We start from the raw sequence: 12760 nt of genomic DNA, 5'->3' as shown, positions 1-12760 counted from the left end.
CGACGGGTGATCGGCCTGTCCGAAGAACCAGAGCTGCCTGCCCTGCCCGCCGGACCCCCAGCGCGTGATTGGGTGCCCAAAGGGGACGACGCCTCGCCTTCGGGCACCTCCAAGGGGACGACACTCGCCTTCGGACACGCCCCTCGCCTTCGGCGCGCCCGAGAGGGTGAGACCCGCCTTCGAGCACGCCCGAGGGGACGACACCTCGCCCCCGGCGCGGCTGAAGCGGCCGATGCCGTTCCCTCGGGTGTGACTGCGGCGTCTCCCTCAAGCGCGACTCCACGGACGAGCGCCCAAGGGTGAAGCGCCCCGGTTACACGGTGCGGCGGGCGACGATCTTGCCCGCGTCGAGCTCCACGTGGGTGCCGGTGAAGCGGGAACGCATGCGGCGGTCGTGGGTGACGATCACCAGCGCGCCCGGGTAGTCGACCAGGGCCTCCTCAAGCTCCTCCACCAGCGCGGGAGACAGGTGGTTGGTGGGCTCGTCGAGGAGGAGCAGGTCGACGGGGTCGGTGACGAGGCGGGCGAGCTCGATGCGGCGGCGCTGGCCGTACGAGAGCTCGCCGACCCGGAGCCGCAGGTCGCCGGGCCGGAACAGGCCCAGCGACAGGAGCGCCTCGGCGTGCTCCTCCGGGGCACCGGCGCGGCCGGAGGCGAAGGCTTGGAGCACGGTGAGTGCCGGGTTCCAGGGGGTTTCCTCCTGTCGCAGGTAGCCGACGGTGCCGTTGACGTGGACGGTGCCGGTGTCGGGGGTGAGCTCGCCGGCGAGGACGCGCATGAGGGTGGACTTGCCTGCACCGTTGGGTCCGGTGACGAGCAGGCGCTCGCCGTACCCGATGCGCAGGCCACCGGGCAGGTGCAGGCGGGAGCCGACGGTGACGCCGGTCAGCTCGGCCCTCGGCGGGAAGAGCTGGGTGAGCATGGTTTCGGCGATGGCCTGCCAGGGCTGGTCGAGGGCGGAGGGTTGATCCGGGGTGTGCAGTGCGGCCGCGAGCCCGCCGACGGCCGGTGACGGGCTCGCGTCGGCGGTGGCGCCTGAGGCCACGGCCGGGGACGGGCCCGAGGCGGCGGTGACGCCTCGGGCGACCGCCGGTGACAGGCCCACGCCGGCGGCGTCCAGTGAGCCGAGGCCACCGGCGGCGTTGGCGCCTGGGGCGAGGGCCGGGGACGGGCCCACGCCTGCGGCGTCCAGTGAGCCGAGGCCCCGTGATGAGCCCGCGGTACCGGCGAGTGTCGCGCCAGCAACCGTGCCAGCAACCGTGCCTGGAATCGTGCCCGAGCTGGTCGTGATCGAGGCGCTGAAGCGCAGCCGCTCCGGCGGTGCCGCGACCGGGTCGCCGTGGAGGGCCTCCAGGCGCGCCTGCGACTGCCGGATCCGCCCCATCGCCCCGTGCGAACGCCCGCGAGCACGCCAGGCGCCGATCCCGCCCATGCCCGCCTTCGACATCTTGCGCGGGATCGCCGCCATCCTACCCGCGTTGGCCGCGACGAGGCCGCTGTGCCGTTCGACCTCAAGCACCCACTCCTCGTGCCGCCGCGTCCAGGCGGCGCGTTCGGCCGCCTTGGCGGCGAGGTAGCCGGAGTACCCGTTGCCGTAGCGCCGCACCTTGCCGAGGTCGACTTCGAGGATCACCGAGGTGATGCGCTCCAGGAAGACCCGGTCGTGGGTGATGGCGACGACGGTGCCGCGATGGCCGCGCAGGTGCTGCTCCAGCCAGGCCACGGCGTGGTCGTCGAGGTCGTTGGTGGGCTCGTCGAGCAGGAGCAGTTCGGGCGCGGAGGCGAGGGTCGCGGCGAGGGCGAGCCGGGAGCGTTCGCCGCCCGACAGGCTGCCGAGTGCCCGGCCGCGGTCGAGCGACGGCAGGCCGAGCCCGTGCAGGGCGGCGTCGACCTGGTTGTCGGCGTCGTACCCGCCGCGGGCCTCGAACCGGGCGATCAGCTCGCCGTAGGCCTCAAGGGTGGATTCGTCAAGGTTGTCCTCCATCGTGTGCAGTTCGGCCTCCAGGGTGCGGAGGTCGGACAGGGCCAGGTCGATGGCCTCCTGGACGGTGGCCTCGGCCGGCAGGTCGAGGGTCTGGGCCAGGTAGCCGATCCCTCCGGGGGCGACCACGGTGAGCTCGCCGTTATCGGGGCTGAGGACCCCGGCGATGAGCTTGAGCAGCGTGGACTTGCCGGATCCGTTGTCGCCGATGATCCCGATCCGCTCGCCCGGCTTGACGGTGAGCGAGACCTGGTCGAGCACGACGCGGTCGTCGTAGCGCTTGGTGACGGAAGAGAGTGCGAGTTGCGCGGTGCGCATAAATGGTCCTCCTGGTTGCGTGCACGGGCGGATGTACGGCGGAGCGCGTGCTCGACGCCTGCGGCGCTTACAGGAAGATCTGGTAACCCATGCCTGGAACAGTACCCGGCCAATCGACAAGACGCAACGTCTCGTCTCAAGAAATTTTGGAAGTGGCCTCCACCTGGATCGCCGTCGCACGGCTGAGGAAGTCCAGAATCAGCTCCAGCTGCTCGTCCGTATAGCCCGCGTACAGCTCGGCCAGGCCGCTGACCAGGGGCTCGAAGATCTCGTCACCCCCCGAGAGCATCTCGGCATTGAGCTCCACGATCACCCGCCGCCGGTCGCGCGGATCTCGCACGCGCCGTACGAACCACTTGGCCTCCAGCCGGTCGAGCAACCCCGTAACCGAGGCGGGGGCCAGCCCGGTGAGCTTGACGATCTCCCCCGCGGTCAGGGGCCCGTGCCGTTGCAGCAGGTCGAGCGTCTTCTCCTCGCTCGCCCCGAGCCCCAGATGCGCCGCGACGGCGGTGTGGAACATGACCGCCGCGTTGCTGTTCTCCCGTCCGGCCAGGACCAGGGCGTCGAGAAGATTCTTTCGGTGTTCCGAAATATCTCTGGACATGACATCTCCGCGTTTGTCATTATTTCGTTAGGCCGAACGAAAGGATACCACCATGAAGGCTTTGATCATCGGATGTGGCATTGCTGGTCCCGTGACCGCTATGGCACTCCAGCGCGTCGGCATCGAGTCCCACATCTTCGAGGCCTACGGCGGCGACGCGGCGAGCGTCGGCTCCTTCCTCAACGTCGCCTCCAACGGCCTCGACGCGCTGCGCACCCTAGGCGCCCACCACCCGGTCATGGCAGCAGGCATCCCCACTCCCACCATGATCATGTGGAGTGGCACGGGCAAACGTCTCGGGCAGGTGCCCAACGGCATGGCCCTCGACGACGGCACGGTCAGTCACACCATCCAGCGCGCCGACCTGTTCAGGATCGTCCGCGACGAAGCCCGCTCCCGAGGCGTCGAGATCTCGTACGGCAAGCGCCTGGTCACCCTCGACGACACGGGATCCGAGGTCGTCGCCCACTTCGACGACGGCACCACCGCGACCGGCGACATCCTGATCGCCGCCGACGGCGTGCACTCGCGCACCCGGCAGCTGATCGCACCGGCGCGGCCGCGCTACAGCGGGCTGTACAGCTTCGGCGGCATCGTCCCTGACGGCGGCCTGCCGGGTGATCCCGGCGAGTATCACATGATCTTCGGCAAGAAGGCGTTCTTCGGTTACACCGTCGCCTCCGGCGGCGACACCTGGTGGTTCGCCAACCTGCCGAGCGAGATCGTCGAGCGGGAGGATTGGAAGCCCCTGCTCATCGAGGCCTTCCGCGGCGACGCCAACGACTCGGCCGGCCTGATCGCCCGCAGCCGGATCGACGCGGCGGTGCCCATCTACGACCTGGCTCCCCTGCCGACCTGGCACCGGGGCCGGGTGGTGCTCACCGGCGACGCCGCCCACGCCACCTCGCCCAGCGCGGGCCAGGGCGCCTCGCTCGCCATCGAGGACGCGCTCGTGCTGGCCGACTGCCTCAAGCGGGAGGCCGATCCGTTCGCCGCCTTCGAGGCACGCCGCCGTGACCGGGTCGAGAAGGTCGTGGCGTATTCACGGCGGATCAGCAACAACAAGGCCGCCGGGCCGGTGGGCCGGGTGGTGCGCGACTCGCTGATGCCGTTCTTCCTCAGGAAGACGGCCAGCAGCGAGTCGCTGGCCTGGCTGTACCGGCACCACGTGGAGTTCTCACAGTGACGCGAGGGCCGCTTCGACCGAGGCGCGTCCGGCGGGCAGCAGCGGCAGCCGCACCTCAGGCGTCGCGATCATCCCCTGGGCGTGCAGCACGCCCTTGAGCACGGTGGGGTTCGGCTCGGCGAACAGCGTGACCGACACGCGCGCCAGCCGGGCACCGAGCTCCCGCGCCCGCAGCACGTCGCCCGCACGCCAGGCACCGGCCAGTTCGACGAAGTCACGGGTGGCCAGATGGGCCGAGGCCAGGATGCCGCCCGCCGCGCCGAGCGCGAGCAGCGGCGAGACGAACACGTCGTCGCCCGCGAGCACCGAGAAGTCCTGGGGCGGGTCCCCCAGCAGCGAGACGGCCGTGGCGTCGAGGCCGGAGGCGTACTTCACCCCGGCGACCATCGGCAGCCCGCCCAGGTGGCGCAGCGTCTCGGCGCCGACGTTCTGCCCGGTCCGGTAGGGAATGTGGTAGATCACCAGCGGGACCGCCGTGGCCGCGGCCAGCGCCTCGAAGTAGGCCACCACACCGCGCTCGCCGGGCCGTACGAACGACGGCACCGTGACCAGCGCCGCGTCGGCCCGGAGCGAGCGCAGGGTGTCGGCGGTGACGCGCGGGTCGGCACTGCCGGCGCCGACGATCAGCGTGGCACCGTGCTCGCGCGCGGCCCGGGCCGCCACGCGCACGACGGCGGCGCGCTCCGGTTCGGTCAGCGTGGCGGTCTCACCGGTGGTGCCCAGCGCGACCAGGCCGGCGGCGCCCTGGTCGAGGACGTGGTGGGCGAGCTTGTCGAGTCCGGCCAGGTCGACCGAGCCGTCGGCGGCGAAAGGAGTGATCAGCGGTACGTGGATTCCTGCGAGCATGTCTCCACCATGCGGCGGCCTCATCATGCAGGTCCAGTTCACGTTTCTGCGGTTGAGCGTAAGCTGTTCTGATGCTGGACCCTCGCAAGCTTCGCCTCCTGCGCGAACTGGCCCATCGCGGAACGATCGCCGCCGTGGCCGAGGCGCTCACGTTCACGCCCAGCGCGGTCTCGCAGCAGCTGTCCGCGCTGGAACGTGAGGCGGGCGTGCCCCTGCTGGAGCGCACGGGCCGCACGGTCGCCCTGACCCCGGCCGCGCACCTGCTGGTCGAGCACGCGCAGGCCGTACTTGAGCAGCTCGAACGGGCCGAAGCGGCACTCAGGGCGCTGACCGAGGGGCCGCGCGGGCCGCTGCGGATCGGCGCGTTCCCCACGGCGGCCCGCACGCTGCTGCCGCCCGCCCTCGCCGGGCTGCCGCCCGGGCTGGAGCCGATGGTCACCGAGATCGACCCGGCCGACGTGTCGGCGGCGCTGCGCGCGGGCGAGCTGGACGTCGCGCTGATCCATGAGTACGACTTCGTCCCGCCGATCACCGATCGCAGCGTCGAGACCCACGCGCTGTTCAGCGAGGCGGTCTTCCTCACCCAGCGCACGAGCCTGGAGGAGGCCCGCGACGATCCGTGGATCCTCGCCAAACCCGGCACCCTCTGCCACACCATGACGATCCGGGCCTGCCAGGCGGCCGGGTTCGAGCCCCGCGCGCGCCATCATCTCGACGACTTCGACACGGTCCTGGCCTTCGCCGCCGCCGGGCAGGGCGTCGCGCTCGTGCCGGAGCTGGCGGCGCGCCCACCCCACCCGGGCGTACGGCTGACGCCGCTGCCGATCAGCCGCCGCACGCTGATCGCCTTCAGGCGGGGGTACGGCGGGCATCCGGCGGTCAGCGCGTTCCATCAGGTCATGGCGGGGATGACGGTGTTCCAGAGCAGCTGATCGACGGTCGCGGTGTCGTTGTTGTACAGCCCGGCGGTCGCCACGATGACCACGTTGCGCGCAGGGAAGACGATCAGGCGCTGCCCGCCGTTGCCGAAGGCGCCCCGCCAGCCGTCGCCGACATACCACTGCATGCCGTACGAACCGCCGTCCTCCCGCTTGATCATCGGCTCCAGCGGCGCCTCCATCGCGAACCGCCCGATCGCGGCGAGATCGCGGGGCGCGAGCCGCAGGCCCGACGCGGCCAGCACCACGCCGTCGGCCCCGCGCGACCACTCCCACGACGAGATGCCGAGCGGCCGGAAGAGCCTGGCGTCGGCGTACTCCTCCAGCGGCAGGCCCGTGCCCTTCTCGATGATGCGTCCGACCAGGGCCGACGCGCCGCCGGTGTAGTGCCATCCCGCCCCGGGCTCCTGGACCAGGGGCTGCTCCAGGATGAAGCGGTAGCGGTCGGGCGCCGACTCCATGGCGATCTCGCTGTTGGCGATGCTGGTGTACGGCACGCTTTCGTCCCAGTGCAGGCCCAGGGTCATGGTGAGGGCGTGCTCGATCCTCAGCGCGTCCTTGCCTGAGATGTCGCCGTATTCGGGGAACTGCTCCATCAGGCTCGCGGACGGTTCCGGCACCGCACCCTCGGCGAGCGCCGTGCCGTACAACAGGCCGACCACGCTCTTGCTGACCGATCGGATGTCGTGCAGCGTCTCCGGGCCGAACCTCACCCGTCCTAGCGCCTCGTTGAGCCGGTAGTCCTCGCCCTCGCCATACCTCTCGAAGATCAGCTCTTCACCCTGGAGAACGACGAGTCCGTGCAGGTCGGGGTGCCACCAATCCACTGTCATAGGGCCTTTCTAGGGCATGACACCGTGTGAGAGTCCACCCTGACCCATACCAGTTGAGATTTGTTGGAACAAATGGCAAGAAAGCCCTGGAAATGCGGCAGAGAGTGCGCATACTGAAGGAACCCAGTCCAGGAGCGTCCTCATGCGGAAGACACCCCCACGCATGGCCACGGAGGACGAACAGCTCGAAACGAGCCACTTCCTCCACCTCGCAGCGGTCGACTTCACCGGCATCTACGCGGTGCACCTCGCCGCCAAGGATGAACGGCTGAAAATGACCAGGCTGGCGATGAGCCTGCTGTCCGCGCCCTTCGCGGCGGCGATCGCGCTGGCCAGCACCAAGGTCGTCGACCCTGCCAGCCTGACCAGCTGGCAAACCGTGCCCTGGTACCTGTTCGCCCTGGTGGCGGCCTTCGGGGTGCTCGGCGTACTGCCGTTCCTGCGCATGATCGAAGCCGTCGACGCGCACGCCAGGACCGCGCGGGCGCTCAACAACTTCCGCCTGCTCTACACCGGACGGCTCAAGCAGGACCTCGACTGGTCGCCCAACCTGCCGACCAACCCGCAGTTCCCGGAGACCTACGCGCCGCTCACCTGGCCTGGCATCAACGTCATGATGCTGGCCGTCGCCAACTCCGCCTACCTCACCGTCGGCGTCACCGGCCTGGCCCGCCAGTCACCCAACCTCTCCCTGCTGCTGATCAGCATCCTGATGGTCGCGTTGCTCCACTATTCGGTCTACTACGTGCGCTGCAACATCTCCAGGCGGAGGCGTTACCCATGATCGAACAGGCCTCCTGCGGTGAGGCGTGGTTCTGGCTGATGCGTCACGTCCAGGCGTACGGCACGCCGGCCGACGACGACCGCGGGCCCGTCCTCGAGGCTCCCGCCGTGCTCTTCTCCATCAAGCAGGTGGACCGGCGCGACCCGCTCATCGAGAGGTACGGCGACGCGGCCAAGGCCGCCCTCTACGCCAGGAAATTCACCGAGAACGAGATCGTTGCGCCCTTCAAGTACAGCTACGGGGAACGCATCAACGGCCAGGTGCAGTGGGCGAGCGAGGTGCTGCGGGCCAAGCCGTACAGCAAGAGCGCGTGGATCTCGCTCACCCGGCCGGCGGAACCGGCCAACGAGGTGCCCTGCCTGACCGGGGTGGCGTTCCGGATCAGGCAGGAGCGGCTGGTGATGACCGCGGCCTTCCGGTCGCAGAACGCCTACACGAGCTATCTGAATTATGTTCCGCTCGCAGACGTCCAGGCCGGGATGGCGCGGATTCTCGGCCTGGGCTGCGGCTCCATGCGGATCTTCGTGGATGTGCCTCACCTGTACCTCGCCGACCTCGGCCAGGTGTCGGGGCTGATGCGGCGCTACGTGGCCTGAACGGGCGACCCGGCTTCGCGCGGAGCCGGGTCGCCCGTTCGTCACGACTTGGCGGCGGCCGGGGCGGCACTGAGCGGCGCGGCGATCTCCTCCAGCCCCTTCCGCTCGGCCTTCACCCCCATGATCAGCTCCACGATCCCGCCGAAGATCATCACAATGGCACCGATCGTGAAGGCCAGCGCGGTGTTGCCCGGCACGCCCGTCTCCACGAGCGAGGCGAAGATCAGCGGCCCGGCGATGCCACCCGCCGCGGTGCCGATGGCGTAGAAGAACGCGATCGCCATCGCCCGCGTCTCCATCGGGAAGATCTCGCTCACCGTCAGATAGGCCGCCGAGGCGCCGGCCGAGGCGAAGAAGAGCACCACGCACCAGCACGCCGTCAGCGTCACCGCGGTGAGCACGCCCTGGTTGAACAGCCACGCCGTACCCAGCAACAACACCCCGGACCCGATGTAGGTCGCCGAGATCATCGGCACCCGGCCGACCGTGTCGAACAGCGGCCCCAGCAGCAACGGGCCGAGCAGGTTGCCGACACAGATGACTGCGAAGTAGTAGCCCGCGCTCGTGTCGATCTTGAAGAACGTCGACAGGATCTGCGCGTAACCGAAGGTGATCGCGTTGTAGAGGAACGCCTGACCCAGGAAGAGCGACAAGCCCAGAATCGTGCGCTTGGGATAGAGCGCCACCATCGTATGCGCGATGCGGACGAAGCCGATCGAGTGGCGGGTGTGGATGGTCATCTCCTGCTGCGGCTCCTCCAGCCGCTCGCCCGTCTCGCGCTCCACCTCGTCCTCGATGCCGCGCACGATGCCCTCGGCCTCGTCGCCCCTGCCGTGGATGAACAACCACCTCGGACTCTCCGGCACGTGCCGCCGCACCAGCAGGATGCCGATGCCCAGCACCACACCCAGCCCGAACGCGATACGCCAGCCGACGTTGACCGCGAAATTGTTCAACAGCGGGACCGTGAGCAACGCCCCCGCCGCGGCGCCCAGCCAGAAGCTGCCGTTGATGATGATGTCGATGCGGCCGCGATGCCTGCTCGGGATCAGCTCGTCGATCGCGGAGTTGATCGCCGCGTACTCACCGCCGATGCCGAAACCGGTCATGAAGCGGAACAGGAAGAACCACCAGGCGCTGAAGGAGAACGCCGTCATCGCGGTGGCGACCAGGTAGACGAGCAGGGTGATGATGAAGAGCTTCTTGCGGCCGAACTTGTCGGTCAGCCAGCCGAAGAACAACGCGCCCGTGCACGCCCCCGCCACGTAGAGCGCCGCGGCCAGACCCGCGACCTGCGCCTGGGTGATCTCGACCCCGCTGCCGGGCTTGGCCAGCTGGGCGGAGAGGTTGCCCACGATCGTCACTTCCAGGCCGTCGAGGATCCAGACGGTTCCCAGGCCGATGACGATCATCCAATGCCAGCGTGACCAGGGGAGGCGGTCAAGGCGGGCCGGGACTTTGGTAGAGACGGTTCCCGTCGTCATAAGCGTGACGCGCTACCCATAACGCCGCAAGAGATGCTCAACCTCGCTGCAATACTCACTCGCTAGATTGCGGGGAATGAGAGCCCGCATCAGCGTGATCGCCAGCTACCTTCCGGCCAGGACGCTCACCAGCGACGAGGTGGAGCAGTCGGTGTCGGGGTACCGGCCACCGCGCGGGATCGTCGAGCGCATGACGGGCATCCGGCGCCGGCACGTGGCCGAGCGGGGGCAACAGGCTTCGGACCTGGCAGTGGCAGCGGCCCTCCGCATCCTCGCCCCGCTCGCGGGGCGGGACGGGTCCCAGCCACCTGCTGTACGGCTGGGCCCGCGGACATCGGGTGAGCGGCTTGGCTCGGGGGCGTCGGGTGAGCGGCTCGACCCGCAGGCGTCGGGTGGGCGGCTTGGCGCCCGAGGCAGCGTTTGCGGGAGTCATGCGGCGCCCGGGCTCGGCGTCGATGCCGGGAGCGGGGCCGATGGCAGTGCGAGCGATGCGGCATGCGGCGCGGCTCGAAGCGACGCCGAACGCGGAGCCGGAGGTCTCGTGGCGGGCACTGTGGCCGGAGCCGCCGCGGACGGTGTCGCCGCGGACGGTGTCGCCGCGGACGGTGTCGCCGCGGACGGTGTCGCCGCGGACGGTGTCGCCGCGGACGGTGTCGCCGCGCCCGATGCTGGTGCCGCGCCCGATGCTGGGCAGCCTGAGGTGCGGTGGGCGGACGGGGTGGCGCGGCCGGTGGAGCGTGAGGACATCGACCTGCTGATCTTCGCCTCCGCTTCCCAGGACATGGTCGAGCCCGCCACCGCCCACATCGTGGCCGCCAAGCTCGCCCTCACCTGTCCCGTCTTCGACGTGAAGAACGCGTGCAACAGCCTCCTCAACGGCATCCAGATCGCCGAAGCCCTCATCGTCACGGGCGCGCACCGGCGGGTGCTCGTCTGTACGGGCGAGACGCCGTCGCGGGCCATCCGCTGGCAGGTGCGTGACCGCGCGCAGTTCGTCGACTCCTTCGCCGGCTACACGCTCTCGGACTCGGGAGCCGCAGTGCTGGTCGAGGCGGATGCCGACCGGGGCATCTTCTACCGCGGCTTCTCGGCCGACTCCGCCGCCTGGGCCATCGGCACGCTGCCGGGCGGCGGGTCGGCGCATCCGCGCGATCCCGACTACTCCTACTTCCGCGGTGACGGCAGGCGGCTGAAGGAGGCCTTCGAGCTGGTCGGCCCCGACCTCTTCCTGGACGCGTTGAAGCGCACCGGGATGCACTGGGACGACTTCGCCATGGTCGCCGTGCACCAGGTGGCGCTGCCGTACCTGGACTTCCTGGCCCGGTCGCTGGACATCCCCGAGGACAAGCTGGTGGTGACGCTGCCCGAGCACGGTAACTGTGCTTCGGCCACCCTCCCCCTGCAGCTGTCGCTGGGCCCGTGGCAGGCGGGTGACCGGGTCGCCTTACTGGGGCTCGGCGGCGGGATCAGCCTGGGTGTGATGCTGGCGGAGATGTGACCCGGTTCCTGGATCACGAGGCACGGCTCTATCTGGCGGCGCATCCTTTCGCCTATCCGTTGCTGCGACTGCTCGCGCGGCTGGGGCCGGTGGTGAGGGTGCCGAGGCTGGGCGTGGTCGTCAACGACGCGGCGGTGGCCCGGCGGGTGTTGATGGATCCTGCCTTCCGTAAGGACGGGCCCGGCTCGCCCGGCGACCTGTGGACGCCGGTGCTGGGGCCGTCGGTGCTGCTCAACATGGAGGGCGAGGCGCATGCCGCGCTCCGGGCGAAGCTGGCGCCGTTGTTCGTGCCCGCGACGGTGCGGGCGCTGGTGGCCGACGTGCTCGCGGGACCCCTCGACGAGCTCGAGGGTCGGCTGGCGCGGGGCGAGACGGTCGACCTGGTGGACACGATGCGGCTGATGGCCGGTGCGGTGATCTGCAAGGTCATCGGGCTCGGCGAGGTGTCGGAGGAGCGTGCGCGGGAGCTGTTCGCCGATGGGGAGCGGGTGGTGTCGATGGTGTCGCTGCGCACTCGCAGCCTGTCGGCGCGGCAGGTGAAGGTCGCCAGGGAGGTGCTCGACCGGATCGGCGACATCGCCTCGGCTGCCTACCGTGACGGGGACCCGGGCACGGTGATGGGACGGATGAGCGAGCTGGGGTTGTCGGAGGCCGAGGCTCGGGGGGCGGCGGGGGCCTTCTTTCTCACGGGCACGGAGACGGTGGCGACGTTCGTGCCGCGGTTGGTGGCGTTGCTGCACGATCATGGCGCTTTCGGATCGGGTCCGGGTTCCGGGGTGGAGCGCGAGGAAGAGCCCGGCGAGCGGCCTGGGGGCGGATCTGGCCGCTGGGCTGGGGGCGAGCCTGGCGGCCCGGCTCGGGGCGAGCCCGGCGACCAGGCCGGGGGCGAGCCTGGCGACCCGGCTGGGGGCGAGCCCGGCGACCGGGCCGGGGGCGAGCCTGGCGACCGGGCTGGGGGCGAGGCTGGGGACGAGGCCAGGGGTCGAGCTGGGGAGGGGCGTGGGGACCGTCCCGGGGAAGGACCCAGGGACGCTCCTGGGGGCAGGGCTGGGGGCGAAGCTGGGCTCGTTGTCGACCTTGATCGGGCGATTGAGGAGGCGATGAGGGTCACGACTCCCACTCCCGTCATGCTCCGTTCGGTGTCCCGCGTCGCCCGGGTCGGGAACGTGGATGTGCGGCCCGGCGACCGGGTGATGATCGTGACGCACAACTGCGCCCGCGCCGCAGGAGGCTTCGACCCGTCGCGGCGGCATCCGCCCGAGCTGAGGCGGCTGTGGTTCGGTGCAGGGGCGCATTTCTGCATCGGCTATCCGCTGGCCGTGGAGGAGATCAAGGCCGTGGCCTCCGTCGTGCTCCGGACGAAGGTCACGGTGGTGCGTCGGAGGGCGGCGCGTGGGGTGCTGCTGCCGACCTATGCCGAGCTGCTGGTGCGGAGGGTCGAGCCCGATGGCATCTGCTGACTCGGGAGTTGGGCCAGGAGGCCAAGGTGCAGGCCCACGAGTCGGCTCAGGAACTGACCTACGAGTCGGCTCACGAGTCGGCCCGGGAACTGGCGCAGGAGCTCGCGCAAAAGTCGGCCCAGGAGCTCCCGCAGGAGCCGGCCCAAGAGCTCGCGCAGGGGCCGGCCCAAGAGCTCGCGCAGGGGCCGACCCAAGAGCCCGCTCAGGAGCTCGCGCAGGGGTCGGCTCAGGA

Annotated in this window: 11 protein-coding genes; 6 read left to right on the top strand and 5 right to left on the bottom strand. The window is 70.3% G+C overall.

Annotated elements, in window-relative coordinates; translation table 11 throughout:
- Nucleotides 1-313: 313 nt before the first annotated feature.
- Complete coding sequence (locus HNR30_RS47760) at nt 314-2299, bottom strand: ABC-F family ATP-binding cassette domain-containing protein (RefSeq protein ID WP_181610692.1); 1986 nt, start codon at nt 2297-2299, stop codon at nt 314-316.
- A 136-nt stretch (nt 2300-2435) separates the two neighbouring features.
- The gene (locus tag HNR30_RS16340) at nt 2436-2903 is read right to left on the bottom strand and encodes a MarR family winged helix-turn-helix transcriptional regulator (protein ID WP_181610691.1); all 468 of its coding nucleotides are present in this window, start codon (nt 2901-2903) and stop codon (nt 2436-2438) included.
- A 52-nt stretch (nt 2904-2955) separates the two neighbouring features.
- Between HNR30_RS16340 and HNR30_RS16335 the strand changes: the two genes are divergently transcribed.
- A complete protein-coding gene (locus HNR30_RS16335; RefSeq protein WP_181610690.1) occupies nt 2956-4089 on the top strand; it encodes an FAD-dependent monooxygenase in 1134 nt (377 codons plus the stop codon).
- Here the strand turns inward: HNR30_RS16335 and HNR30_RS16330 are convergent.
- On the bottom strand, nt 4081-4935 hold the full coding sequence (locus HNR30_RS16330) for a dihydrodipicolinate synthase family protein (protein ID WP_220133601.1): 855 nt from the start codon (nt 4933-4935) through the stop codon (nt 4081-4083). The two genes, HNR30_RS16335 and HNR30_RS16330, sit on opposite strands and share 9 nt — an antisense overlap.
- Before the next feature lie 71 nt (nt 4936-5006).
- Between HNR30_RS16330 and HNR30_RS16325 the strand changes: the two genes are divergently transcribed.
- Nucleotides 5007-5867, top strand: coding sequence for a LysR family transcriptional regulator (locus tag HNR30_RS16325; RefSeq protein WP_181610689.1), 861 nt, complete (start codon nt 5007-5009; stop codon nt 5865-5867).
- On the opposite strand, the gene HNR30_RS16320 is transcribed toward HNR30_RS16325, so the two are convergent.
- Entirely contained in the window at nt 5828-6706 is an 879-nt protein-coding gene (locus HNR30_RS16320) for a serine hydrolase domain-containing protein (protein WP_181610688.1), read from the bottom strand. The two genes, HNR30_RS16325 and HNR30_RS16320, sit on opposite strands and share 40 nt — an antisense overlap.
- Nucleotides 6707-6848: 142 nt before the next feature.
- Here HNR30_RS16320 and HNR30_RS16315 point away from each other — a divergent pair, with 142 nt between their 5' ends.
- Together HNR30_RS16315 and HNR30_RS16310 are read left to right on the top strand one after the other, a co-directional pair.
- On the top strand, nt 6849-7490 hold the full coding sequence (locus HNR30_RS16315) for a hypothetical protein (RefSeq protein ID WP_181610687.1): 642 nt from the start codon (nt 6849-6851) through the stop codon (nt 7488-7490).
- On the top strand, nt 7487-8086 hold the full coding sequence (locus HNR30_RS16310; RefSeq protein ID WP_181610686.1) for a thymidylate synthase family protein: 600 nt from the start codon (nt 7487-7489) through the stop codon (nt 8084-8086). Before HNR30_RS16315 ends, HNR30_RS16310 begins: the two co-directional genes overlap by 4 nt.
- Before the next feature lie 41 nt (nt 8087-8127).
- On the opposite strand, the gene HNR30_RS16305 is transcribed toward HNR30_RS16310, so the two are convergent.
- Nucleotides 8128-9498 (bottom strand): MFS transporter, encoded by a 1371-nt coding sequence (locus tag HNR30_RS16305; RefSeq protein ID WP_246378619.1) that lies wholly within the window; start codon nt 9496-9498, stop codon nt 8128-8130.
- Nucleotides 9499-9646: 148 nt separating this feature from the next.
- Here HNR30_RS16305 and HNR30_RS47755 point away from each other — a divergent pair, with 148 nt between their 5' ends.
- Both HNR30_RS47755 and HNR30_RS49270 read left to right on the top strand, forming a co-directional pair.
- Nucleotides 9647-11068 (top strand): 3-oxoacyl-ACP synthase III family protein, encoded by a 1422-nt coding sequence (locus HNR30_RS47755; RefSeq protein WP_246378616.1) that lies wholly within the window; start codon nt 9647-9649, stop codon nt 11066-11068.
- Complete coding sequence (locus HNR30_RS49270; RefSeq protein WP_312894444.1) at nt 11065-12528, top strand: cytochrome P450; 1464 nt, start codon at nt 11065-11067, stop codon at nt 12526-12528. The genes HNR30_RS47755 and HNR30_RS49270 overlap by 4 nt, the downstream gene beginning before the upstream one ends.
- Nucleotides 12529-12760: the final 232 nt, after the last annotated feature.

Origin of the sequence: Nonomuraea soli (assembly GCF_013761175.1) — a bacterium.
GTDB lineage: Bacteria > Actinomycetota > Actinomycetes > Streptosporangiales > Streptosporangiaceae > Nonomuraea > Nonomuraea soli.
Note: the sequence above shows the minus strand (reverse complement) of the source record. Positions and strands in the feature narration are given on the sequence as shown.